This is a genomic window from Shewanella cutis (assembly GCF_022410515.1).
Taxonomy (GTDB): domain Bacteria; phylum Pseudomonadota; class Gammaproteobacteria; order Enterobacterales; family Shewanellaceae; genus Shewanella; species Shewanella cutis.
Genome location: NZ_JACSDI010000005.1, coordinates 1 through 24,484 on the forward strand (window position 1 = coordinate 1; position 24,484 = coordinate 24,484).

The 24,484-nt window shown below is 45.3% G+C and carries 22 protein-coding genes; 9 read left to right on the forward strand and 13 right to left on the reverse strand.

The features are described 5' to 3' along the window. Positions 1 to 57 precede the first annotated feature (57 nt). Together H9J30_RS09670 and H9J30_RS09675 are read right to left on the reverse strand one after the other, a co-directional pair. Positions 58 to 1,593, reverse strand: coding sequence for a leucyl aminopeptidase (locus H9J30_RS09670; protein WP_240130842.1), 1,536 nt, complete (start codon positions 1,591 to 1,593; stop codon positions 58 to 60). An 89-nt stretch (positions 1,594 to 1,682) separates the two neighbouring features. Then, entirely contained in the window at positions 1,683 to 2,426 is a 744-nt protein-coding gene (locus H9J30_RS09675; RefSeq protein WP_240130843.1) for a spermidine synthase, read from the reverse strand. Positions 2,427 to 2,516: 90 nt separating this feature from the next. Between H9J30_RS09675 and H9J30_RS09680 the strand changes: the two genes are divergently transcribed. Then, a complete protein-coding gene (locus H9J30_RS09680; protein ID WP_240130844.1) occupies positions 2,517 to 3,062 on the forward strand; it encodes a mechanosensitive ion channel family protein in 546 nt (181 codons plus the stop codon). Positions 3,063 to 3,307: 245 nt separating this feature from the next. Next, positions 3,308 to 3,832: a DUF3332 domain-containing protein gene (locus tag H9J30_RS09685; protein ID WP_240130845.1), complete on the forward strand. Its 525-nt coding sequence runs from the start codon at positions 3,308 to 3,310 to the stop codon at positions 3,830 to 3,832. A gap of 199 nt (positions 3,833 to 4,031) precedes the next feature. On the opposite strand, the gene H9J30_RS09690 is transcribed toward H9J30_RS09685, so the two are convergent. The 4 genes from H9J30_RS09690 to fccA form a co-directional block, all read right to left on the reverse strand. Then, entirely contained in the window at positions 4,032 to 4,241 is a 210-nt protein-coding gene (locus tag H9J30_RS09690) for a YgdI/YgdR family lipoprotein (protein WP_240130846.1), read from the reverse strand. Positions 4,242 to 4,405: 164 nt separating this feature from the next. Next, positions 4,406 to 5,143 (reverse strand): dienelactone hydrolase family protein, encoded by a 738-nt coding sequence (locus tag H9J30_RS09695; RefSeq protein ID WP_240130980.1) that lies wholly within the window; start codon positions 5,141 to 5,143, stop codon positions 4,406 to 4,408. A gap of 68 nt (positions 5,144 to 5,211) precedes the next feature. Continuing rightward, positions 5,212 to 6,201 carry a 2-hydroxyacid dehydrogenase gene (ldhA, locus tag H9J30_RS09700; RefSeq protein ID WP_240130847.1) on the reverse strand — a complete coding sequence of 330 codons (990 nt, stop codon included), beginning with the start codon at positions 6,199 to 6,201 and terminating at the stop codon, positions 5,212 to 5,214. 244 nt (positions 6,202 to 6,445) lie between these two features. Beyond that, a complete protein-coding gene (gene fccA / locus H9J30_RS09705) occupies positions 6,446 to 8,236 on the reverse strand; it encodes a fumarate reductase flavoprotein subunit FccA (RefSeq protein ID WP_240130848.1) in 1,791 nt (596 codons plus the stop codon). A 501-nt stretch (positions 8,237 to 8,737) separates the two neighbouring features. Here fccA and H9J30_RS09710 point away from each other — a divergent pair. The 3 genes from H9J30_RS09710 to H9J30_RS09720 are packed head-to-tail and all read left to right on the forward strand — an operon-like array spanning position 8,738 to position 10,023. Continuing rightward, on the forward strand, positions 8,738 to 9,148 hold the full coding sequence (locus tag H9J30_RS09710; RefSeq protein ID WP_240130849.1) for a hypothetical protein: 411 nt from the start codon (positions 8,738 to 8,740) through the stop codon (positions 9,146 to 9,148). After that, a complete protein-coding gene (locus H9J30_RS09715; RefSeq protein WP_240130850.1) occupies positions 9,145 to 9,678 on the forward strand; it encodes a class I SAM-dependent methyltransferase in 534 nt (177 codons plus the stop codon). Before H9J30_RS09710 ends, H9J30_RS09715 begins: the two co-directional genes overlap by 4 nt. Positions 9,679 to 9,732: 54 nt before the next feature. Further along, on the forward strand, positions 9,733 to 10,023 hold the full coding sequence (locus H9J30_RS09720) for a hypothetical protein (RefSeq protein WP_240130851.1): 291 nt from the start codon (positions 9,733 to 9,735) through the stop codon (positions 10,021 to 10,023). A 96-nt stretch (positions 10,024 to 10,119) separates the two neighbouring features. Here the strand turns inward: H9J30_RS09720 and H9J30_RS09725 are convergent, their stop codons facing one another. The 3 genes from H9J30_RS09725 to ohr all read right to left on the reverse strand — a co-directional run bounded on the left by H9J30_RS09725 (position 10,120) and on the right by ohr (position 12,468). Further along, complete coding sequence (locus H9J30_RS09725) at positions 10,120 to 10,305, reverse strand: hypothetical protein (protein WP_011071249.1); 186 nt, start codon at positions 10,303 to 10,305, stop codon at positions 10,120 to 10,122. 97 nt (positions 10,306 to 10,402) lie between these two features. After that, complete coding sequence (locus H9J30_RS09730; RefSeq protein WP_240130852.1) at positions 10,403 to 11,827, reverse strand: cytochrome C biosynthesis protein; 1,425 nt, start codon at positions 11,825 to 11,827, stop codon at positions 10,403 to 10,405. A 215-nt stretch (positions 11,828 to 12,042) separates the two neighbouring features. Further along, the gene (gene ohr, locus H9J30_RS09735; protein ID WP_240130853.1) at positions 12,043 to 12,468 is read right to left on the reverse strand and encodes an organic hydroperoxide reductase Ohr; all 426 of its coding nucleotides are present in this window, start codon (positions 12,466 to 12,468) and stop codon (positions 12,043 to 12,045) included. A 129-nt stretch (positions 12,469 to 12,597) separates the two neighbouring features. On the opposite strand from ohr, the gene ohrR reads away from it, so the two are divergent. The 3 genes from ohrR (at position 12,598) to rlmC (ending at position 15,675) form a co-directional block, all read left to right on the forward strand. Further along, a complete protein-coding gene (ohrR, locus tag H9J30_RS09740; protein WP_240130854.1) occupies positions 12,598 to 13,095 on the forward strand; it encodes a transcriptional regulator OhrR in 498 nt (165 codons plus the stop codon). Positions 13,096 to 13,159: 64 nt separating this feature from the next. Continuing rightward, positions 13,160 to 14,335 (forward strand): glycerol-3-phosphate dehydrogenase/oxidase, encoded by a 1,176-nt coding sequence (locus H9J30_RS09745; protein WP_240130855.1) that lies wholly within the window; start codon positions 13,160 to 13,162, stop codon positions 14,333 to 14,335. 179 nt (positions 14,336 to 14,514) lie between these two features. Continuing rightward, positions 14,515 to 15,675 (forward strand): 23S rRNA (uracil(747)-C(5))-methyltransferase RlmC, encoded by a 1,161-nt coding sequence (gene rlmC, locus H9J30_RS09750; protein ID WP_240130856.1) that lies wholly within the window; start codon positions 14,515 to 14,517, stop codon positions 15,673 to 15,675. A 31-nt stretch (positions 15,676 to 15,706) separates the two neighbouring features. Here the strand turns inward: rlmC and H9J30_RS09755 are convergent, their stop codons facing one another. Genes H9J30_RS09755 through H9J30_RS09770 form a run of 4 tightly spaced genes read right to left on the reverse strand, consistent with a single transcriptional unit; the run spans position 15,707 to position 18,904 of the window. After that, positions 15,707 to 16,933 carry an ATP-binding protein gene (locus H9J30_RS09755; RefSeq protein WP_240130857.1) on the reverse strand — a complete coding sequence of 409 codons (1,227 nt, stop codon included), beginning with the start codon at positions 16,931 to 16,933 and terminating at the stop codon, positions 15,707 to 15,709. Between the two features lie 3 nt (positions 16,934 to 16,936). After that, positions 16,937 to 17,659 (reverse strand): response regulator transcription factor, encoded by a 723-nt coding sequence (locus H9J30_RS09760; RefSeq protein ID WP_240130858.1) that lies wholly within the window; start codon positions 17,657 to 17,659, stop codon positions 16,937 to 16,939. Beyond that, on the reverse strand, positions 17,656 to 18,075 hold the full coding sequence (locus H9J30_RS09765; protein WP_240130859.1) for a DUF3019 domain-containing protein: 420 nt from the start codon (positions 18,073 to 18,075) through the stop codon (positions 17,656 to 17,658). The genes H9J30_RS09760 and H9J30_RS09765 overlap by 4 nt, the downstream gene beginning before the upstream one ends. Further along, positions 18,065 to 18,904 carry a MipA/OmpV family protein gene (locus H9J30_RS09770; RefSeq protein WP_240130860.1) on the reverse strand — a complete coding sequence of 280 codons (840 nt, stop codon included), beginning with the start codon at positions 18,902 to 18,904 and terminating at the stop codon, positions 18,065 to 18,067. Before H9J30_RS09770 ends, H9J30_RS09765 begins: the two co-directional genes overlap by 11 nt. A 301-nt stretch (positions 18,905 to 19,205) precedes the next feature. Here H9J30_RS09770 and H9J30_RS09780 point away from each other — a divergent pair, with 301 nt between their 5' ends. Next, a complete protein-coding gene (locus tag H9J30_RS09780) occupies positions 19,206 to 24,323 on the forward strand; it encodes a S8 family serine peptidase (protein WP_345796014.1) in 5,118 nt (1,705 codons plus the stop codon). Positions 24,324 to 24,484: the final 161 nt, after the last annotated feature.

Sequence of the window (24,484 nt, forward strand, 5' to 3'; positions counted from 1 at the left end):
TCTAGTTTCTAGTTTCTAGTTTCTAGTTTCTAGTTTCTAGTTTCTAGTTTCTAGTTTCTAGTTTTGCGCTTTGGGCTGGGTTAGCCAAGTGCTAAGTAAACGCACGCCATAACCTGTTGCACCTGCTGGGACTACAGCGGTATCAGTTGCGGTGAGGGCATGACCAGCAATATCAAGATGCGCCCAAGGCTGATCGCCCGCAAAGCGTTTAAGGAACATAGCTGCCGCAGATGCTCCTGCGCTGCCTTCCTTACCGGTATTCTTTAAATCAGCGATGGTGGATTTGAGTTCATCGTCGTAGGCTTGATCCAAGGGTAAACGCCAAACTTTTTCACCCACCTGCTGGCCAGCAAAGGTGAGCTGCTGCACTAGCTGCTCTGAATCAGTAAATAATCCAGCATAAACAGTGCCTAGCGCACTGACTTTTGAGCCTGTAAGGGTGGCAACATCGATGATTACCGATGGTCGGTAGTTTTCACGGGCATACCATAGGCCATCGGCTAACACTAAACGACCTTCGGCATCGGTATTTAGCACTTCAACAGTCAGCCCCTGCGCAGTGGTGATCACATCGCCAGGGATCATCGCATGGCCCGACACCATATTTTCAGCCATCGGCATAATAGCGACCAGGTTCACCGGTGCCTTTTGAATCGCCATGGCTTTTACGGTGCCAAGCACAGTTGCTGCGCCCGCCATATCGGACTTCATCCGCGCGATAGAGGTTCCCGTTGCTTTTATGTTGTAACCGCCAGAGTCAAAGGTAATCCCTTTGCCGACGAGGGCGATTGGCGCGTCTTTACTACCGGGCCAATGGGCAACCACCAGTTTTGGAGGGCGCTCGCTGCCTTTTCCTACTGCGGCTAAGGCCCCAAGGTTTAAACGTTCAATATCTTTCGCTTCAAGTACGGTGACTTTAACGCCCAAGGATTTGAGCTTACGAGCCTCATTAGCAAAGCTTTCGGGATACATGTTCCCCGCAGGTGCATTGGTGAGATCCCGCGCTAAAAACACACCGGCTTCTACGGCTTGTAGATTCTTATGGTGTTTTTGGTTGAGGCTTAAATCATCAACGCCGATTTGATAGTTTTTTTCAACGCGATTGCTCGCTTTAAATTGGGTGTAGCGATAGCTGCGCAGCTCGATGCCGTGGGCCAGTTCTGAGCCAAACAGCGGCGCGTTATTGAGGCCTTGGGTCAGTACACGTACTGTGGCTTGCGGCACGGTTTCAAGCTTGGCGGCAATGTTGCCACCTAACGTATTGATTTCACCAGGTGTTAGAGTCTTAGCATCGCCAATTCCAACGAGTAACACACGCTTGGCATCGATTTCGCTCGGGACTAAAATCTCTAATACTTCGCCGCGTTTACCCGAAAAACTATTGTCGGCCACGGCAAGATTGAGTTGGTCTTGGGTCGACTGGGGCAAAAAATCGAGACTATAGGTTGTTGAATCTGCACTGTGGAACAGAACTAAAGTATCTGAATTCAGTGAATTACGAGTGTCAAAACTAAAGGTTTCGGCGTTAGCATTGAGAGAGTTAAGGCACGCCAGAGCCATAACGCTTAACAAAAATTTATTCTTATTTTTCATGGTGACAACTCATATCTGTGGAGAGTGAGAAGCATAGCAAAGCTGAGTCTTAGGGTTAACTAATTTACGCTATTTGACTGAGATTAATCTTAATTCCAAGGGCCAAAACGTGTTAGTGAGCGCTCAAGGGCAAAATCCAGTTGCTGTGACAGGGTTTGCGCCTGACTCTTTAGTGCCGATGCGCCCAAAGATTGCGGTGTTTGACTGGCAAATATCACCCAGTTGCCACCGCTGGTGAGGCAGGCATGAACGTGGGCAAAATGCTGTTGCAGATCAGCCAGTAACTCACGATTTTGGCTATGCTCCTTCCAGCAGTTGAGTACTAAATAGCCATTGGGTTTAATCCGTTGAGTACATTGCTCAAGGAAGGTGGCAGAGAGTTGCCCTGTGTTAACGCCCTTGGCGCTGTAGATATCAGCAAAAATCACATCCACTTTTTTATGCTCGGCCGATGCCATAAAGACGAGGGCATCATCGTTGATAACATTTAGTTTTTTACCTATTGGTAGCTGGAAGTAACGCTTGGCCAGCTCGATAACTGTGGGACGAAGTTCTACAGCGGTCAACTTGATGGCTGCGTCAAATCGGCGCAGTACATGGATAAGCGCACCGCCACCCAGACCCAGTACTATCGCACTTTTGGGTTTACAAAATAACAAGACGAGCATCATGCCCTGTACATAGGTATGTTGTGGGATATGGGGGGCCGTTTTTAGGATTTTGCTTTGCTCATCGTTGTCACCGAAGGAGAGCACGCGCGAATCTCCATAGTCGAGCACGCGGATCGGCCCGAATGTATCTTGAGTTTCGTGTAACAGAATTGCGTCGGCCATGGTCGTTATTACTCTATTTGCGTTGAGCTGATTTGCGTGCAGGTGCAAAAAAGATAGAATTCAGCTGGTTTCGTTTTTTAAGTGACTATTATGACAAATCAAATCCTACTTGCCTGTATTTATCTTACGGTGTTTATCTTTTTGCAGCGCGCATTAACTCAATGGGTGAAAAAACTCTCATTGATGAAGCAAGTCAGTGCGGCCCGTACCAGTCTTGTGACTCGGTTTATTTCCTATGTGATGTTTTTTATCACCTTGTCTCTAATGGCGGTGTCCCTTGGATTGGGCTATCAGGATGTGTCGCTGTTTGTCTCCTCCGCATTTGCGGTGATGGGGGTCGCTTTAGTCGCCCAGTGGTCGATATTGAGTAATTTAACTGCCGGAGTGCTGATCTTTTTTGTGTTTCCATACCGTATCGGTGAGCGCATTCGGGTCGTGGATAAGGATGAAGATATCAGTGGCGTGATCATTGAAATCGCGCTCTTTCATGTGCTTATCCATCGTGATAATGGCGATACCATTACCTACCCCAACAACCTAATGTTGCAAAAGGCGGTATTAAAACTGGCGGATCAGGCGCCTTTAGCCGAGCGCCAAGCGTTGCAGGATGGAAAAAAGAAGTTTGATCTGGAGTAATCCCCTTTCTACGTGCGCCGCAGCTGTACATGTATTAGCAAACTGTTGTCGGCGCACTCGTAAGCTCTTAGTTTTATTATCTTGGCGTGAGTTTTCGTTGCTTAACATATTTTTTATAACAAAATCAGTGGTGTTGATTACATTTCCCTCCATTTGTTTACCTTAGATTGTGCCCTGTTGCACGGTTTAGTGCTCACGAATCCGTAAAATCCGCGCTTTTGTTTTTATCTAATGGATCGAATCTAATGAAATCTAAACTTTTAGCGGTGACGATTGGCACGCTGCTCGCGACCCAACTAACAGGCTGTATGGGACAAATGGGCTTAAGCCAATTGGTGACTAAGGGAAATTTAAGTGCGGTGGATAATCGTTATGGTCGTGCAGGCTTGTTTATGCTGTTAAGCCCAGTGTATGGCATCGCGGCGACAGGCGATCTATTCATCTTTAATACCATTGAGTTTTGGACTGGTAAGAATCTGATTACCGATAAAGCTCCCGCGGTGGTTGATATGCCAGTCGAGGCCATCTTTAAGATCAATCCCCATGTGAGTGATGATCTGAAATCGGCGCCCGTTAAATTGACTCAGGCGCAAATTGCTTACCCTGATGACCAGACGGTTACTATGACCTTGGCTTACGAGGATGGCAGCACTCAGTTGTTATCAGGCCATAAAGTTGGCAATGATGTAGACTTTTTCCTCGATGATGCTTTTATCACTCGTGTCAGCAACCAAGAACTGATTGCTTATAGTCAAAGCCGTTTAAGATAGTTTTAAATCAACTACTTAAGTTGCTTGAATATGATGTGTGTATTACCACTATATAATGCCATGGCAGCTTAAGATTGAGATTGGTGCGAAAGAAATGAAGGGCTTAAAGAGTTAAGCCCTTCATTTCTTCATCTTTAGGTGCGCAATATTATTGATAGTTACCTTTAGAGAAGGTGTGTACGCTAAAATTTTTAACTTGTTATCGCTCAATAATTTGAGTGACATCATCTTGTTTTATCATCACTTCTCGTCCATCTTCATCATAATAAAGATACATCCCCGTAGTTTTATCCAGTTTAGGCTTGCTATCGGAGGTGATCATTTTGCCATCCTTAGTACTCATAATGTACTGTGAGCTGCAACCAACGAGTCCCACTAAACAAGCTAGAAGTAATATGGTTTTGTTCATCTTTTCTTCCCTAGTCTTCATTCTCACCGCGAGAATGCCTAATTAAGCCTAGTTGAAGCCTAATCTTTTCGACAGGGCAGCCAGATTTTTTCTATCGCTGAAGATTAAAGTTGCGATGATCAGAACCTTATGTTTTCAACAGAACTTAGTATAGATGATGTTAACTACCTGAGGACTCTGCTAAAAAATGCGATTGCTTGCTGATACATTTGCAGTGCCAGTGCGGGATCGTAACGCTCGCCTTCATCACGCATAAAGGCATGTTGAGCATTGACCTCAAGCCAACTGAAATTGCGGTTTTTAGCCATCAGTTGCTGGTGGATCAGTACCCGACCTTCAGGTGATACATGGGGATCTTGCTTGCCAAACACTAATACTAATTCCCCTTGAATATCGCCTGTGCGAGTGAGAGAGTCATTACCATAGGCACAGGGTAAGGTATTGGAATGTATGTCGGTGGGATAAAGGCAAAAAGCTCCTAAAATCTTAGGATTGAGTGCAGCGCGGTAGGCTAAATGGCCGCCAATACAGACGCCCATGCTGCCAACGTGACCTGTACAATAGCTTTGCTGACGGGCAAAATCGATCAGGGCTTGGGTGTCGCTATCATGCTGCTCTAAGGGTTTGGCGAATTTATCAGCATTGCCTTTGTCTTTACCGACATCATCGTAGGCGAGCACTGTGCCGATAGGATTAAGCTCGTGAAACACCTCAGGGACTAACACCATAAAACCATGGCCAGCGAGTATGGTTGCGGTACGGGCAATGGGCGTCGTTTGCTGAAATATCTCAGAATAAAAAATGATACATGGGAATTGCCCGCTGGCATCTGGGCGATAGAGATAAGTACGCATTAGCCCTGAGGGCGTGTTGATATCCTGAGTTTGCTGAGTCACTAACATATTGAGATTCTCTCTGTGAGGCTTCAATGTTGAAGCCTCACTTTAGCAGTCAGGTATTTATCTGTCAGTTAAAACAGTTCATTACCACAACGTTTACCCGCGAGTACCGCTTGCACATTGCTTAGGGTGGTGTTGGCAATCGCGCCTAATGCTTCTTCGGTGAGAAAGGCCTGGTGACCGGTGAAAATCACGTTATGGCAGGCTGATAGGCGACGGAAAACATCGTCTTGAATGATTTGGTTAGATTTGTCTTCGAAAAAGAGTTCTTTTTCGTTTTCATATACGTCTAGCCCTAATGCACCAATTTGCCCTAGTTTTAAGGCTTCCATTGCATCAAAGGCATTGAGTAAGCCGCCGCGGCTAGTGTTGATCACCATAACGCCGGGTTTCATCTTGGCAAAACTGTCTTTATTCAGCAGATGATGGTTATCGGGTGTTAACGGGCAATGCAGGCTAATAATATCGCTGGTGGCGTAAATGGTATCCAGATCCTGATATTCCACATCGAGCGCTTCTACCGCTGGATTAGGGTAGGGGTCAAAGGCAATCACTTTACAGCCAAAACCGAGTAGCACCTTAATGGTGGCTACTCCAATTTTCCCCGTGCCGATCACACCAACGGTTTTACCAAACATATTGAAGCCGACTAAGCCTTCGAGGGAAAAGTTCGCATCACGGGTACGTTGGTAGGCTTTATGGATCTTGCGGTTCAACGTGAGCATTAAGGCAACGGTATGCTCGGCTACGGATTCGGGGGAATAGGCGGGTACGTTGACCACTTGCATCCCTAAACGTTTCGCGGCGACTAAGTCGACATTGTTAAAGCCTGCACAGCGCATGGCGATGATTTTGGTGCCGCCCTTAGCGAGCTCGACCAGTACTTCTTCACAAAGAGAGTCGTTAACAAATGCGCAAACGACCTCGAAACCTTCGGCAAGTTTTACCGTTTGCATGCAGAGACGATAATCGAAATACTCAATTTGCGCACCAAATGCGGCATTAGTACGATTAAAATGCTGCATGTCGTAGTGTTTTGCGCTAAAAAATCCAATTCTCATTCCAATCACCTCAGGGTTACATTGTTACTGGCACTGAGTGTATGTGACTCGACGACATTTGTCCTCTGGTGATGAATTTACCCCGTAAAAAGAGTGAGCTTTGTCATCTATTGCACAAAAAGCCATAAAAAAAGCGAGCCCCTGACGGCTCGCTTGTATGGATAAGCTTGAGTATTCAAGCTTGGCTCTCATGGTCGTGCTATGTGAGCTTAAGGTTAGTCCATTAACCTAGAACTTATTGATATTAATTATCTTTAGCGAATTTAGCGGCAGATGCACCCGCGATACGGCCGTAGGTGACGATATCAGAGATAGCGTTACCACCTAAACGGTTAGCACCGTGAACACCACCAGTCACTTCACCCGCAGCGTATAAACCAGCGATAGGTTTACCGGTTTTCTCACTCTTCACTTCGGCTTTAGTATCAATCACCAGACCACCCATAGTGTGGTGAACCGCTGGTGCGATTTCTAAGGCGTAGAAAGGTGCTACAACTAATTCACGTGGTAAATCAGGACGTTCAAATTGAGCATCTTTACCTGATTTAACGAAACCGTTGTAGGCCGTTACTGTTTTTGCCAATTCAGCTGCAGGTACATCGATTTGTTTCGCTAACTCTTCGATGGTTTTACCTTCTTTAACAATGTTCAAGTGAACATAGCCTTCGATGGCTTTTAAGCTCTTACGGATAGAGTCATCGAATACTAGGTAAGCGCTTTCACCTTTTTGTTTCAGGATCGCAGCAGATGCTTTGTCACGGGTAGTGATTTCGTTCATGAAACGGTCACCATCACGGTTCACCACGATCGCACCGTTACCACGTACTGCCTCGGTGATCATTACGCCACCCGCTGGAGAGTAAGTGGGGTGAGCTTGGATGTATTCTAAGTCACGTGTTGCTGCACCCGCTTGCAGAGCTACGTCTAAGCCATCACCCGTCGCACCTGGGTGGTTGGTCGCTTTAAAGCCTTTTAACTTAGGATCGTATTTAGCAACACGTTCGTTGTTTTTCGCAAAACCACCCGCTGCAATGACGACTGCATCGGCTTTGATCACATAGTAACCAGTGTATTCACCTTTCACTAAAACGCCGGTCACTTTACCGCTCGCATCTTCAAGGATACGCACTACACGGCTGTTTAAGCGAATGTCGGTACCACGCTTAACAGCGTTGTCCCACAGTACTTGCGCAACGTGAGCACCTACACCCGCACCACCAGTTGGACGGTGACTACGGTTAACGCTCGCACCACCCATACGACCCACGTCAGTCATGTCGGCACCCATAGAGGTTAACCAATCGATTGAGTCTGAGGAGTTGTTAGCTAGTACTTTGACTAATTCAGGATCGTTGATGTTACGACCACCTTTCATAGTGTCGTCGATCATGATTTGTTTCTTATCTTCGATACCTAACTTAGCCTGTGGCTTAGTTTCTGCGGCGTTCATACCACCAGCAGCCAGTTTAGTGTTACCACCTGGGATAGGTTCTTTTTCTAACAGAATCACTTTCGCGCCAGCATCTCGGGCAGATACGGCAGCGGCAAGACCAGCACCACCAGAACCGATAATCACAACGTCTGTGGTTTCTTTCACACCTGCTGCAATGGCTTTATCTTGAGCGGCTTTGTCTGCATCAACAGGGACAAACTTACGTTCCCACTTGCCGCCAAATGGCATATCGAAGCCGAAGCTATGGCAAGCATCACAATAAGCTACTGATTTTTCGTGGCCTTTGTGGCAGCTAGTACAAGCGATTTCACCAATTAAGTGAGATTTGTGCGGAGAAACTTTATCTTTGGGTGCTGCTGCAGCCAGTTCTTTTAAATCACCGTGGCAGCTAACGCATTGGGCATTTTCATGGGTCAGGTTGTCGTTAGTTACGCCACCTTTGTCTGATACGTGGCAGCTATCACAGCCGCCCATTTCACCGTGAAAATCGGCTAGTACTTCTGGAGCGGCATAGGCTGTGCCTGCCATTGCGCCAGAGATCAGCATGGCTAGTGCTGTTTTTTGAATCTTTCTTGTGAACATAGTAGTTCCTCCGCCGTACATTTCATCTACTTAATAAGGGGTATTAATTATGGCGTGATATTTATATTTTGCTTAGCTCACGCACTTTTAGAGCATTCTCCATGGACAAAGTTATCACTATCTAAAGAGGTATATGCGTACTTAGGTCACATAACGATTGTTACACCGAGAATTACATAATTGAAATGTGCAATACGGCTTAAAATATTAACGAAATTGAAGTTAATCACCTAAGTTATACGGTAAAACTTGCGCTAGTTAACATAATTTGGTGGGCTAAATTATATTTTATTAATTGACATTTAATCGGGAAGGATAAGTGAAAGTATTTTTAATTATTTGATTTGTTTGTGATTGTTTATTTATTTGTGCTTGGGTTTAAATATGCGAGCTCTTATAATGTGAGTATTCAATAAATAATTAACTGTCACCAGTGTTTTTTTGAAAAATGAATTATATTTTTCCAAAATGTTACCTGTGTGGTGTTAAGGGGTTAAATCTATGTCTGGGCAGCAGATTTCTGAAAAAAGTTTTTGGGTACAGAGACTTAGTAAAACAACCTTAAGGGCTTTGCATATCTTGGGGATTGCGGGCGCGGGCGGAGGGATATTACTTTCTGTCGAAAAATCCTTTTGGCTGAATTATTGGTATCTGGCCATGAGTACCGGCATCATATTAATGATGTGGGAAATCTTCAGGGATTGGCGTTGGCTCATTCAGCTTAAAGGTGTGTTAACCTTAGGGAAATTAGCTATGCTTTGCCTTTTTGTCCCATTCGCCAACTACAAGCCTGAGTTGTTTATCTTAGTGTTATTTTTATCTGTAATAGTCTCGCATGGTCCATCGGGACTGAGGCATTATTCGATAGTGCATCGCAGACAAATTGATACTAAGAAAGAGATAAAGGGATGACGCACGCCACATTCTGCAAGGCCTCGAGCTTAATTACCCAGTTTACATGGCCAGAGCTTGTGGGGCTAAAGGTACTGGATTTAGCCTGTGGCTCGGGCCGAAATGGCTTTTGGTTTTTGGCACAAGGTTGTGAAGTAACTTTTATCGACCAAGATTTGAGTGCCATGGCCAAGCTGGCACACGACAAAGCACATCATTGGCAGTGGAATTTAGAAGATGGCAGTGCACCTGAATTACCCCAAGAAACCTTTGATATAGTGCTCGTCTTTAATTACTTACATCGGCCACTGTTTCCGCAAATCGCTTCAAGCATAAAACATGGTGGGCTGATTGTTTATGAGACCTTTACTTGGCAGCAAGCGCAAATTGGTCGCCCTCGCAACCCTGATTTTTTACTCAGAGAGAACGAACTGCAATCCGTATTTGCTAACTGGCAGCCATTGCATTACTTTGAAGGGCGGTTAAGCGATCCAGTTTCAGGTGCGCAGAGTTTAAAGGCACAGCTAATCGCGCGAAAACCATCGCAGTGAGCCCACGTGGCTTTATTGACAAAGTTGCTAATCATTAAGTGTAAGAGGCCTAGGATGTTTCCCTATCCAGAGCAGTATCGTGTTGCAACCCCACCTTTAACTACAGCCTTAATGGTGGGCTGGGCACTGTTGAGTCATAGCCTGTTAGCCGATGCCAGTCCTTTTGCCTTGTACCCGCTATTTCTCCTGTTTCCCTTGGTTATTGGTTTGCATCTGTATCTGATTTGGCTTGCCAAAGGGATGAGCCGGCTCGATCAATGTTTTTATGCTTTAGTGCATATCCCTCTGGCCTTTGTGGTGTGGACGTTCACTATTATGCATGTCAACGGTAATGCTTTTTCTTGAGCTAGCTTGCTGCTTACGGCGAATAGTTTAACAAGCGGTTTGATAAAAAACGCCCCGAATATTGGGGCGTTTTTTTAGTAAAACCTTGAGCTAGGATCAGGCCGTGGTGTTGATATTGTGGCCGGAATTTCCCACTGGCTGAGGTGTGGCTGCGTTAATTAAATCAACCGCAATTTGACCTTCTGCCTTTTGCTGCTCCTTGGCTAACTGGGCCACTTTTACGCCAACGGCACCGTTTTCTAAGTTTGGCGTGATAGCTTGGGTGTTCAGTGAAATAGACATAACTAACCTCAATTGTAAGCTGAGTCTTTGTATCGGCAAGCTCAGGATCTACTTTAGTCCTTTATCCCAAGTTTGCCAATCCAACCCCTGCTATAGCTTATGCCGTTTTATTGGCTTTTGCCGCGAGTAACTTACGGCTAAGTACTATGATGGCGGTTAACCCTAATGACCCCAGAATTAATCCCAGTGCTAGCCCTACATTCTGTAGCGCAGTTGGATCAATTACTAGCGCGATACCCATACCAAACATCATCACGCCGGACATTAGCTTGAGTGCTTGTCCTTCTTTTTCGGTCAATTTACGTTTACCTAGGGTCGCACTAAAGACAATGACAATAATTGCCAGTGGGATTACATAGACAATATTGTATAAAACTAGATACATATAGCGCTCAATGTCTGGCAAGTTATGCATTGACAGTACACTGGTATAAATCATTGGAAAGCCTGCAGTGCAGAGCAACTCATAGGCATTAGCTAAAATGGCTAGCACCGTTGACCCCAGAATCAAGGCGCCTAAACTACTGGAATTAGAGAGTTTGGCCATACGTTTGATAAGGCTAGTGCGGTTTTCCGCTGACATTGAGAGGGTGACTTCACCTTTGGTAAAGAAGTAGTCTTTTACGTTAATCGTCCCAGCGATCAAGGCCAAGATCCCTGCGGCTAAGATGATCATTCCGCCATCACTACCCGCACCTAACAGTTTGAAGATATTCAGCCACGCTGTCATAAACAGGAAGTAAATAAAGCCGGAGAAGAATACGAAGATACCACCTACCAACAGCATGCGGCTGCGGCTCTTGGCGTTAACCATAATAGACAGTAAAAACAGTAACACGAAGAAAGCACAAGGGTTAAAGGCATCGACCCCTGCTAACACTAAGGTCAATAAAGGGAGTGACATTGTCTCGGGAGTAACCACTCCAACCAGTGGTAATTCAACGGGTTGTACTTCGGCTTGGTCGGTACTTGTCAGGCTTGATGCATCACAGGTGCCTTCGCCCGAGTCAGAACCACAAGTACCAAACAATGGCGCATTACTGGTAGGAGCTGAACTCGGCGTGCCTTTTGTCGGCATATCCGCTTCACTTAGCTGACCACCTAAGGATAAGTAACAATTCTTCAAACGATTTACGAGAAACTCTCCGGTCACGGCTTCACTCGAGTAACCCACAATGGCTTTTTCACAGCTAGCCATATAGGGGACTGAGCGAGCTTCAGTGGTGGTTTTCGCGGCGATATTTTGCCAAATATCCTGCACTCCCGGCGCAGAAACCATATGGGATTCGAGTTCTATCCATGGATATTTTTGTGGCAGTGAATCGATAAAGGGGTGTGCTTCAGCACAGTGTGGGCAGGTTTTAGACCAAAAAAAGTAGAGTTTGATCTTAAGCTCACCTTGGGCGTTTACATAATGCCAAGTTTGATCGGATGTATTTGGGGTGTCGGCCCAACTCGGTGTGCTTAGCATTGCTAATGCTAGGGAGCATAGCAGAGCGAATTTGGTTAAGTATTTAGTCATAGTGCCTCCACAATCGTGGACAAGATGTGTTTTAAATGGATTTCTGACTATTACTCTACTTAATTCAATCCCCTTGATTAAATTAAGCATTAAGAAATGTTAGTTAACTCGCGATTAGCTGTTTTTTGGGAAGTGAGGCAGGTTTACTGTTGGGGAAATAAGCAGCGAATAACTGAAAGCACCCCAAGGTGCTTTTCAGCCTATTTTTTAGTAGCTTAGTTTAATGCTGTACCATTAACGTTCAGTTTTACATCGATATTATTACGCGTGGCATTGGAATAGGGACACACTTGGTGGGCATGACGCACTAAGGCTTGCGCATCTGCTTGAGGAAGATCGAGGCTGACCTCTAAGGCCACTGTTAACGCAAATCCACCTGACTCATTTGCGCCGATTCCGACGACGGCACTCACAGGAGCCTCTGTAATGGCGACTTTAGCCATTTTGGCAACGTGCAAAATGGCATTCGAAAAACACGCCGCATAACCTGCTGCAAAGAGTTGTTCAGGGTTGGTCGCAAGCCCACTTCCGCCCATGGCTTTTGGATAAGCCAGTGCCACATTTAATAAGCCATCATCTGTGCTGACTTGTCCTTGACGACCTGCGCTTGCTGTTGCTCGTGTTTCATACAATGTTTTCATGTTTTGCTCCTCGGTTTTTAAATGAATGATTTAAATTGTGTGCAATATAATTGTGATAAACTATAATTCGACCTTTAGTGTGAATGCAAGTATATTGTGCGCAATATATTTAAGTTTTTTGGATCGACTATGCCAAATACTGAGTTATCTTCAGCGGTAAATACGCTAGAAATGCCTGAAAATCCCCATACTGACAATGTGTTATGTTTAGAGAATCAGGTTTGCTTCTCGCTTTACAGTGCTGCCAATGCCATGGTCCGCGCTTATCGTCCTATGTTAGATAAGCTCGATTTAACCTATCCCCAATATCTGGTGATGTTGGTGTTGTGGCAGGAGCAGGGGATTAGTGTTAAAACCTTAGGGGATAAATTATTCCTCGATTCGGGTACATTGACGCCCTTACTCAAGCGTTTAGAGTCAAAGGGATTGGTAAGTCGTGGTCGTAGCGATCAGGATGAAAGAGTTAGGGTGCTCTGTTTGACGCCTTCTGGACAGGCGTTAAAGCGTGAGGCCAGTGAGATCCCACATTTAATGCGCTGTAAAATCGGTGCTGAGCTTGATGATCTTAAGGCGCTAAAAGCTATGTGTGATAAAGCCTTAGCACAGTTGCATGCCAGTATAGATTAGGGAGCTATCTTAGAAAGTATTGGGATACGTTAGCCATAAGCACGCAAAGATGGATAAAATCTCTATGAGTTCATACGATATTGCGATTATCGGTGGCGGGATCAGTGGTGTGGGTATTGCCCAATATGCTGCTGCAGCGGGCTACTCGACCTTACTTATCGAAAAGGGTGAGATTGGCGGCCAAACCTCAGCCAATTCCAGCAAGCTTATTCACGGTGGCTTACGTTATCTCGAAAGTGGCCAAATTAATCTCGTGCGTAAGTCATTGCTCGAGCGGCGCAATTTGCTGGATCTGGCGCCTAGCTTAGTGAAACCCGTTCCTTTCTACATTCCCGTTTATCAGGACAGCCAGCGCAATCCGTTGACGATTCGTGCCGGATTGAGTCTATACGCGCTATTAAGTGAATTCGACCCACTGGGGCGTTTTGTCTCTATTCCCGCGGTGCATTGGCATCGTTTTAAAGGGCTTAAACTCTCTGGTTTAAAGGCGGTATTCCAATATTGGGATGCCCAAACCGACGATAAATTACTTACCCAAGCAGTAGCGCGTAGCGCTCAAGCACTCGGCGCCCATATCTATGTCGAGGCAGAGTTTTTGCAGCTCAATCATTTAAAAGAGCATATTGAACTGAGTTTTCGCCATTGCGGCGAAGTACAACAGATTGCAACTAAGTTAGTGATAAATGCTGCAGGCCCGTGGGTTAATCAGGTATTAGCTCACGTAGACCCGCCACTTGCGGGTGTTGAAATCGATTGGGTGCAGGGAGCGCATTTATTGCTCGACTTGCCTGCACCAGAGGGGATTTTATATTTAGAATCCTGCTTCGATAAGCGAGTGATTTTTGTGATGCCTTGGTATGGCCAAATGCTCATCGGCACCACTGAAACAGTGCTGGCGTCCATCGATACCCCTCCCCAAGTAACGGAATCTGAAACTCATTACCTCTTAGGTATTTATCGTCATTACTTTCCACTTTCCCCATCGATTGATGAGCTTAAGGCTAAGATAGTGCAAACCTATTGCGGCGTGCGAGTGCTACCTAAACAGGCAAGCTCTGCCTTTGAGCGGCCTAGGGATACCTTGATGCAAACCTCAGTTTCGCATCCAAGGCTGCTGAGTTTATATGGTGGCAAGCTCACCACCTTTAGAAGCACTTCTGCTGAAGTAATTGAATGGATTGAACAAAAGTTAGGAAAACGTCCACCAATCGCCGATGTAGACAGCCTCAGATTAACTTAATTCTGTCTAACATTGGGCGTGATGCTGTGGTTCAAGGTGATTTTTCGGCATAAAAACGCTAAAGTGTGGCGCTTTTTGACTGTGGCCTTGACTGTGTTGGTTATGCTTCAGTTGTCATCTCAATTTCACTCGCCATCTCAATAGATAAGATAGACGGGAACTGCTGTGGGTACGATGCTGTGAGTACATTAGTGCAATGTGGGTATTTTGAACGAGGCCAATGCCAATCCTGTCGCCATATTACGCTCCCGATGGCACAGCAATTGGCGGCGAAAACCCAAGAATTGCAGCAATTGTTAGCCCCTTTTGTTGTGAGCACTAATACTCAATTTTTGCCCCCCGTAGTGGGTGAAGACAAGGGCTTTCGTAACAAGGCGAAAATGGTGGTGCTTGGCGCCGCCCATGCGCCTGTGCTGGGGATTGTCAGTCCAAATGGAGAGGCGGTAAGTCTTTGTGACTGCTTGCTGTACCCTGCTGATATGCAAGCGTTACTCCATCGCCTAGAACGTTTTGTGCAGCAAGCGGGTATCCCGCCGTATCGTATCGATAAAGCTAAAGGCGAGCTTAAGTTTATTCTACTGACGCGCAGCCTAGTGCGCGGCGAATATCTGCTGCGTTTTGTGCTGCGATCGCCTAATGCTATTGCCCGTATCGAACGGGAATTACCCGCGCTGATGGCTGAATTTCCACAAATCAACGTCGTATCGGTAAACATTCAGCCCATTCATATGGCTATTCTTGAGGGGGATGAGGAAATTTTCTTAACTGAAAATACTCGCCTCGAAGAGCGCTTTAACGATGTGCCTTTGTTTATTCGCCCAAAGAGCTTTTTTCAAACGAATCCACAGGTTGCTGCAAAACTGTATCAAACCGCCCGTGAATGGGTTGGTGAATTTGCGCCAAACTCGCTGTGGGATTTATTTTGTGGTGTGGGCGGCTTTGGTTTGCACTGTGCCTCCAAAGATATCCCATTAACTGGGATTGAAATCGAAGCCGAGGCAATTGCTTGCGCGAAGATGTCGGCGCAAATGATGGGGCTGAATAACGTGCAGTTTATGGCGCTCGATTCCACCGATTTTGCCAAGGGTGATGCGGCGCAAACAAAGCCCGATTTGATTATCGTTAATCCGCCGCGCCGCGGGATTGGTGAGTCCCTATGCGATGCGTTAAGTGAATTTGCCCCAAGGGCGATTTTGTATTCCAGTTGTAATCCTAAAACACTGGCGAAGGATTTAGCCCACATTCGTGGCTACCAGTTAACTCGGGTGCAACTGTTTGATCTGTTTCCCCATTCAGATCACTTTGAAGTATTAGCCATGTTGGTAAAAGATTCGCGTTAGCTGAAGGTTAGTTACTGATAACTATCTTCAATTAGTCAGAACCTATATCAGCTTTATGTACTAACTTATCATCCCAAATAATGCTGATTTCGGCGCCGCCCAAGGTTTTTGAGCGGCAGAGTTCCAGCTGGCCATAATGCCAAGTGGCGATTTTTTTGACTATATACAGCCCTAAGCCATAACCACTGGTATCGCTCTGCTGGGAATCCCGTTCAAAGGCGGCAAAGAGTTTTTTACCTTTACCTTCAAAGCCCGGACCGTCATCTTCGACACTGATACGATTTACGTTTCCTTCTTGATAGAAATGCACATGGATCTCATTATGTGCAAAACGCATTGCATTTTGGATTAGGTTTTGAATTGCAATGGTCATTGTAATGGGATCGAAATGGGCCAGCTGCGCTTGATGGTGAAATACAATATTAAACTTAGGCTGATAGATGGCGTATTTATGTGCGAGTTTATCCATAAAAAGGGTTAATGATTGTAACTCTTGACTTAAGGTTTCTTCCTTATGCTCTAGACGGGCAAAAGAGAGGTAATTAGCTGCAAGTTGTTCGATATCATCAATATCTTCACTTAATCGCTTGGCATAATTGGGCGCAATTTGTGGTCGAATGATTTCCAGCACAAATCGCATTCTGGCCAAAGGTGTACGAACCTCGTGGGAGATGGTGCGGGACAGCTCCTTATGCATTTGTACGAAGTCGACAATTTGGTGGCTGATACTATTAAACACCTTAGCCAAGGGAAAAATAGTCGAATGCTTATTCGTTTCTAAGGGACGTTTACGGGGCAATTGCCCAAACTCAATTGCTGACTGTTGCAAATGGTGAAGATCCCGAAAAATGGGCCAGATCCATCCAAATGCAACTAAGCAAAGTGAAGAATATAATCCTAATAGAACTAAGCTAGTATTTTGTTCTTTAGGGGTTGATGTCTGTATAGGGCCTAACATTAATATGGCATTAGTGGTTTTATCTAGGCGATAGTAATAGAGATCATTATCACTATGACGCAGTGCGATGGTTGCCCCTTGCTGTAGAGAGGCATGTAAATCGGCGGGGAGGGAGAGTGAATCGGCGGTTATGCGCATTATTTGAGGAGTTTTTTTATCGACTCGTAGCAGGTCATCGACATTGATTTGGTAACTGTATTCATCATCAGCGAAATGTTCGGCAAGCTCCCCAAAGCTCCAAATGACCAATCCACATGAGAGTAATAAAAATATAAATAAACGGTAGAACTGAAATTTCATGGGTCAGACTCTACCTTGGATTGGCAAGTAGTTGAATAAATAACCCTTACCATGAATAGTTGTAATAGCTAATCCTGGCACATATAGCTCATCTAAGCGTTTACGCAGACGGCTAATTTTTAAGTCGATAGCCCTGTCTAAACCATCATACTCGCGGCCGACAAGTTGCTCGAATAAAAACTCCCGAGAGAGCACTTTCCCTGCATGTAAGGCGAAGATCCACAGTAAAGAAAATTCCTTAGTAGTGAAGGATAAGACTTCATCTCCTAGACAAACTTGCTGCAGGTTAGGGTTTAGGGATAAGTCGTATATTTTGAGCTGACTTCGGCTAAGGGGGTTATGCTGTTTCCTTAGAGTTGCTTTGATGCGTGCTAACAGTAGTGGTGGTACTACGGGTTTAAGTAAGTAGTCGCAGGCACCTAGATTCAGGCCACGAATTTGATCGGTATGATTATCGAGCGCTGTCAGGAAGATAATCGGGCAGGGATAACTCGCGGCCAATTGCGGGTAAAAACTAAAGCCATCTAATCCTGGTAACATGACATCACAAATGATTAAGTCAAAGTTATCGGTATCTCGCCTAGCTAAAGCATCCTCAGCATTATCAATGTGGATTGTCCTGTACCCTTCTTGAGTTAAATAAGTACAGACTAACTCTGCGAGGGGAATATCGTCTTCTACTAATAAAATCTGCGTTAGTGACTCAGGTGTTGGTGTACTTATCATAATAAGTTCCAATTTAGACCGCGGCGTCTTCTGGTGTTTGCTGGTTCAAATTTTGCGACTTTAACTAACGCCGTTGTAACTATCTGATTGTTTTTAAAATCCCTTAATTCAAACATTGTGTCTTCTGCAATCGTTAGCTGTACCTGATATTTAAAATCGAGGCGATCGTTGAAACAGGCCAGTGCAGTGGTATGTTTTACTACCCAAAGGCACAGGGATTGTGGGACCTGTGATTGGTACTCTATAAGTAGATCTAAGTGGCAGGTAGGTCTTTCTAAGGTAATTGCACAAGTGTCTGGTGTGATCCTGATCTCGTCGGCTAGTATGGATGAGCTGAGTAAACAGATAAGGGCTAAGCTGCAATAAGCACAATATGAGAACCAGAGTGAACCTAAACGATAGGGTTTAGAAGTCATAACTAATCCCTACAAACCCAGAGAAATAGCCTGCTTTATCAATTACCACACTATCAGTGATTTCTTGTCCCAACCAAGTATATTCGAGGATCCCAATAAAATTCACATTGTCGAAAATGGGCACATTGACCACGGTACGGGCATGGTAATTGATGGCGGCCGAGGGTTGATATTTGCTACGCAGTGGGCCTTGTTCAGCCTCGGTGAGTTTGTAGTAGTAACTGACGAGGTTTTCACTTTTTCGAATCGCACCGACTTCAAAGCCGAGCGCCCCCCATGAAAACGCTTGACTGCGTTTGAGTCTAAGCTGGATCTCGTTACCTTGGTGCACTCCAGTAATATCGTGGAAGTACCCGAGACTCACATCGAGATAGGGCGTCACCCAAGTGGTATTGACTCCACCTAGGTAGGAAAGATTGCGTTCAATTTCCTCAAATTTTTTGATCTTAGGGTTTAATGGTTCTTTCACTGGGGTATAACCTAAAATATCACTCAATAATAGTTTATTCAGTCCATCGAATTCGTAGAAAAAACCGTCCTCATTAAAGCGTGTCTGCAGGTCAACAATAAAGCTTTCTGACTCGTACAAGCTGTAACCTAAGGTGAAGTTTTCGACATAAAAGTTCTCACCGTAGTAATACCAAGTGGGCAGTATCCAAGTGTTGATATTTTCAACTTTTGCCCTTGGGTTTTCGAGTGCGCCATAACCTGCAGCAAGGGAAATCTGCCAGTCTCCGGCGGAAACTGTTTCAATTTCTTTAGCTTGCAGTGTGGTGCACCAACTCAGTAATACGAGCAGTAAGAATCGTTTTCTAACGTTAACCGTCACTTTTTAGATAATCCCCAATGTTGTTTAAATGCATTGCTAAACCGCATTAAGACGAGCCTCAGCCTATCATTTTGTTTACAGAATTTAAGCATAATTATCCATGGTGCTACAAAATGCTACATCTTTGTCTGTTAAAAGGGGGGGGGGGGTGTGACTTTTGTGTTTACGCTTTGTTATCTAGATGTACAAAATGCTACCTGAAAGTGTTGAGGTTTTCTCCTGATTGAGTGGTTACATGGTATGCCGCTAGGCAGCTTGTCCGTGATAAACGGCTTGCGATAACAATAATGGAGAAAGCAAAGTGAAGCTTAAAATACTAACTTGTACTATTGCTGCTGCCCTTTATGGTGCTGGTGCTATGCAGGCTGCTGCGAGCATAGGCGATGTACATCAACTTAAAGGTATGCAGTTAACACCAGAACAAATTGCAAAGTTAAATGCTCCCCAAGCCGAGATCGATGATTCGGCACAAGGGGTTGGGCTCAACCTTCAAATTACCCCTCAAGCTAACAAATTTGAATATGAGGAAGGTTTGACCGGTGAGCAAGTCTACATCGTTCGCTTAAACCAAAAACCACTGGCACAAGTGAGTACGGAACTGTTTGCTAGCAGCAACGCCAGCAAAACCGTTGCGAAATCGTCAAGCCAAAAATTATTCGTTGCCGGACAACCTGCAAGTAGTGCGGTAAAGAACTACCGTAGCCGCTTACTCGACAGCCAAAGACAAGTGATTGCTGACATTCAATCGACCGTCGGTGCGCGCCAAGTTCGCCAACAATTTACTAATGCGGTCAACGGTTTCTCCATTGCGATGACTCAGGAAGAAGCGCAACGTGTGTCTCAATTGGCAAATGTCTCTTCTGTTCGTCGCTCTAAAACCTATGAATTATTATCGGATGCAGGCCCTGAACTAATCCAAGCCAATAAAATTTGGTCTGGTGAAGCAACAGATTCAGTATCTTACAAAGGTGAAGGGATTATTGTTGGTATCGTCGATACTGGGATTAACTCGGATCATCGCTCATTTGCTGATTTAGGCGATGATGGTTACGATCACACCAACCCTTGGGGAGCCGGCAAATATATCGGCGACTGTACCAAGAGTGATTTTGAGTCCATGTGTAACGACAAGTTAATTGGCGTACGCTCATATCCGGTCATTACCGACAGCTTTACCAGTGGGGTTTACGGTGCGACTCGTCCTGCCGTGGGTGAGGACTATCAAGGTCACGGTTCCCACGTAGCCTCTACCGCTGCGGGTAACGTTTTACTCGATGTGGATTATGTGAGTCCAGACGCGGGCAAAACCGCATCCGATGGTTCAGTGATTAAGCCTAAGCTATTTCCGCGTATGAGTGGTGTCGCGCCACACGCGAACATTGTGGCTTATCAAGTGTGTCATCCTGATAACAATATCAATAAGGGATGTCCTGGTGAGGCATTAATTGCGGGCATTGAAGATGCGATTAGCGATGGCGTAGATGTCATCAACTTCTCAATCGGTGGTCAAGACTCAAATCCATGGGCCGACGATGTAGAGTTAGCTTTCCTATCGGCTCGTGAAGCGGGTATCTCTGTTGCGGTAGCGGCGGGTAACTCTGGCCAACCTACTGGTTATAAAGAATATTTTGGTGCAATTGACCATGCTTCACCTTGGTTGATGAATGTGGCGGCCAGCACTCATGCTCGTGAAGTGGAAGTGGAAACCAAACTGATTGATCCAATGGGGGGCAAAGAGCAACCTAAATGGACCGAAATTGTGGGTGGTGTGATTAACAGCCAATCAGTGACGGGTATGGTGGTTAACGCCAGTGATTATGGTGATGAATTCTGTGGCAAGCCTTTCCCTGCGGGTACATTTGATCTGAAAGATATTAATGGTAATCCGACCAATGTGATTGTGGTGTGTAAGCGAAATAGCTTAACGGATGCCAACGGCATTGGCCGTGGGGTTAAAGCCGACAATATTAAAGCGGGCGGCGCCGATGGCATGATTATGTATAACTATGCTAATGGTGATCCACTCGTTGCGACGGCATCTTACTCTGTTCCTAGTATTCATATTACCAAGGAAGAGTGGGATGGTCGTTGGGATAATGACATGGCGGGTTACGGATTAGTTGATTGGTTGAACAAAGGCACTAACCATGTTCTGACCATTTCTGAGACGAAAATCGAGCGTACGTTAGATCCTGAACGTGCCGATTGGTTAGCCGCATTCTCATCCCGTGGACCAAGCCCATCAACACCTGAAGCCTTGATCCCGGCGGTTGCTGCACCTGGGGTGGATATTTACGCGGCCTTCGCCGACGAGCATCCATTCAGTGCTGCATCAGCATCGGGTGATTTTGCATTTTTAAGTGGTACTTCAATGGCATCGCCACACGTTGCTGGTGCTATGGCACTGTTACGTCAAGCGCAGCCGAGCTGGAGCGCAACTGAAATCCAATCTGCATTGGCGATGACGGCTGAAAACAAAGTGCAATACCATCGTTTAGATGACAAAAATGGGGATGTTGCTATAGCGTCAACTTACCGTGCGGGTACTGGCCGTATCAACGTGGCCAATGCAGTGAATGCGGGCTTTGTGATGGATGAAACCGTCGATAACTTCAAGGCGGCGGATCCACACAATGGTGGCGCGGTTCATAAGTTGAACATCCCACAGTTAGTGAACTTTGAATGTAAGCCAAAGTGCCAATGGATCCGTACCATTAAAGCGACCAAAGACGGTACTTGGAGTGTGACCAACGGTGATGTGATTAACTGGAGCGTCGATTCACGTTCACAGTTAGTGCAAAACGGGGTGTCGATTAAGGTGTCACCAAGCGAGTTTACTTTAGCAGCTGGTGAAACCATGGATATCGTGGTTGAAGCATCAATCATGGATACTCAAGATTGGTTTAGTAATGCGGAAGTTGAACTGCATTCAAATCTAACATTCACTGAAACGAATGGTACTTCTGCAGAAGCTCATTGGCCCGTGGTGTTTAAATACGATAAAAACGGTATGCCTGGGAGTTTAAATGCGGTTGCTCATCGTAACGATGCTAATGCGTTGATTAAAGGCATAAATTTACCTGAGGGTGATAATATCCATGGTCGAATTTTTAGCCCAGTAAAAGCCGATATTAAGACCATCGTATTACCTAAGGATGGTGATGGCAGCTTCCCATGGTCAACGAATCCTGACTTAAGTGTACCAATGGAAGATCGTATCGATGAAGCAACTCATATCGAGATGATCGATGTGCCTGCGAATGCGCGCCGTTTAGTCGTGGAATCCTTCGGGACGCAAAAATCACCACTTAAGGGCACATTCGATGTAGGCAATTTAATGGTGTACGTCGGTAAGGACTACAACGGTAACGGTAAAGCCGATCCTTTCGAAGAACTGTTATGTGTCTCTAACCACATTCAATACAACAACTTCTGTAATATTAACCAACCAGAAGAAGGCCAATATTGGGCGATTTTCTATAACCCAAGAAAGGGCACTCCTCAGAATAACTATTTTGATTCTCCTGAGGAAACGTTTAAATATGCTGCTACGGTAGTGACTGACCAAGTTGCCAGCGACATGGGTGTAGAAGTGCCTGTGAGCAACGGTCGCGATGCTGTTGATATCAAAGTCAGCTGGGATATGCCAGAGATGAAAGAAGGTGACGTGTATTACTCGTTACTGGATTTTGGCACTTCGCCCGTGAACGCCGGTAATATTGGTAAAGTCGCCTTTAAACTAGAGCGCGGCATAGATGATGTTCACTTAGACTCAACCCAAACGGCGGCTGTGGCTGGCGATCAAATTCCATTTACCTTTGAGGTGCAACCTAACGATTCTGGTGTTGACCGTGCATTTAACATAGTTGCGACCATTCCGTCAGGATTGAGCTTGCGTGCAGAGGATGTACTGACTTCTTCAAGCGCTATCGTTAAGGACATAAAACTGGAAAATGGTAAGTTAACCATTAGTGGTATTCAACCCGATACTCGTGATCTGGATCCAGGCTACAAGATCACCACCAACGTCGATGATACTATGTGCCGTACACCAAACTTTGGTAACAAAACGCCGGGCGGGTATGTGAACTTAGAAGAGTTTGCTATCTACCCAATCTTTAGTGGTTTTGCGCCAGTTGAATACGGTACTAATGGTAAGGCATTAAGTGGTAAGGATAATAATATCCTGTATCGCAGTGGTATTAACTTACCTATCAGTACGATCTTTAATGGTGCTTACGATGGCTTCCATCTGTACAACAATAAAGATAAAACCAACGTTGGCCAACAGAACTCACTAGAAATTCGTGGTCACGGTATTGTGTCGCTTTTTGAAAAACAACCGTTTTTCTTCCCGTACCATGACATCTTCCCATATAAGAGCTTCCCATATTCTTCGATAGGTATGCTGTGGCGAGGATGGGGCTTAGGCGTTGGGGCGAGTAAAGCCATTTTAAGTGCACCATTAATCAATACTTCAGCTGAACGTGCGGGTATCTCTATTGCGAGTACTCAAACGGGTTGGGGGATTTTGGAATATGATAATGCCCGTTCTTATGTTTCATTGGGTACAGATGCGAATCGTGTTAACCAATGGGAAGCAAAAGACGATCGCTTTGACTTTGAGTTACTCTTCAATGTAAACACCCGCTTCGGTGACGGTGAATATGAACTGATGATGGCCTACGACAATATCAATTTTGGTAATGAAGATGGTCGTGGTTCAATCGGTCTGCAGGGCTTTGTGGGCAATTTGTATGAATATGGTCCACTGGAGGGGTACCGTGGTGAACAGTATGCCTTTAATGATTTGAAGGGCAAAATCCACAACGGTTTAGTGATTTGTTATGACTATGTTGGCCCTGAGTCGTCACAGTTTGAAGTGACTGCATGGACTACCGTGAAAAATAACGCAGCAGGTCAGGTGCTGACAGTTGATGCAGTTAGCCAAGTCGATGGCATCGCCGATATTCAGATGAGCCAAAGTGTGACGGTACCATCCAATATCAGTATCGGTGCGATTGCTGACCAAACGATTGCAGAAAACACGAGCTTAGAAGGTCTGAAGGTTATGTTTGCCGATGAGCAAAACAGCGTGAATAAGATCACCGTAACGGGTGAGCACATCAGCGCAGTGGTGAATGGCAATACCTCTGGTTCAACTATCACTATTACACCAGAAGCTAACTTCCACGGTGACGTAGAAGTCACAGTAACTGTGAGTGATGTGGAAAACCCAGCCGATGCAGCGAGCACCAGCTTTATGCTGACCGTTGAATCCGATGGTGTAGAGCCACAGCCTCCGGTTGTGGCACCCGAGCCGAAGCCTCAACCGAATAAGGATAGCGGCGGTGCTTTAGGTGGCCTATCTATGCTATTTGCTTTAGGAGTAATGATCAGAAGAAGAAAAGCTCACTAAAACGGGTTTTATTTTCTAATTAATTGATATTTATCCTGAATTTAGGATGCCGGCAAAATGGATTTTTGCCGGCTTTTTACTTTTGGGGTCGTGTTATTAAGTCCTGTTGATTTGGCCTTAATCAAATAGTCATTTTAGTGGCATAATCTTGGTCACTTTAT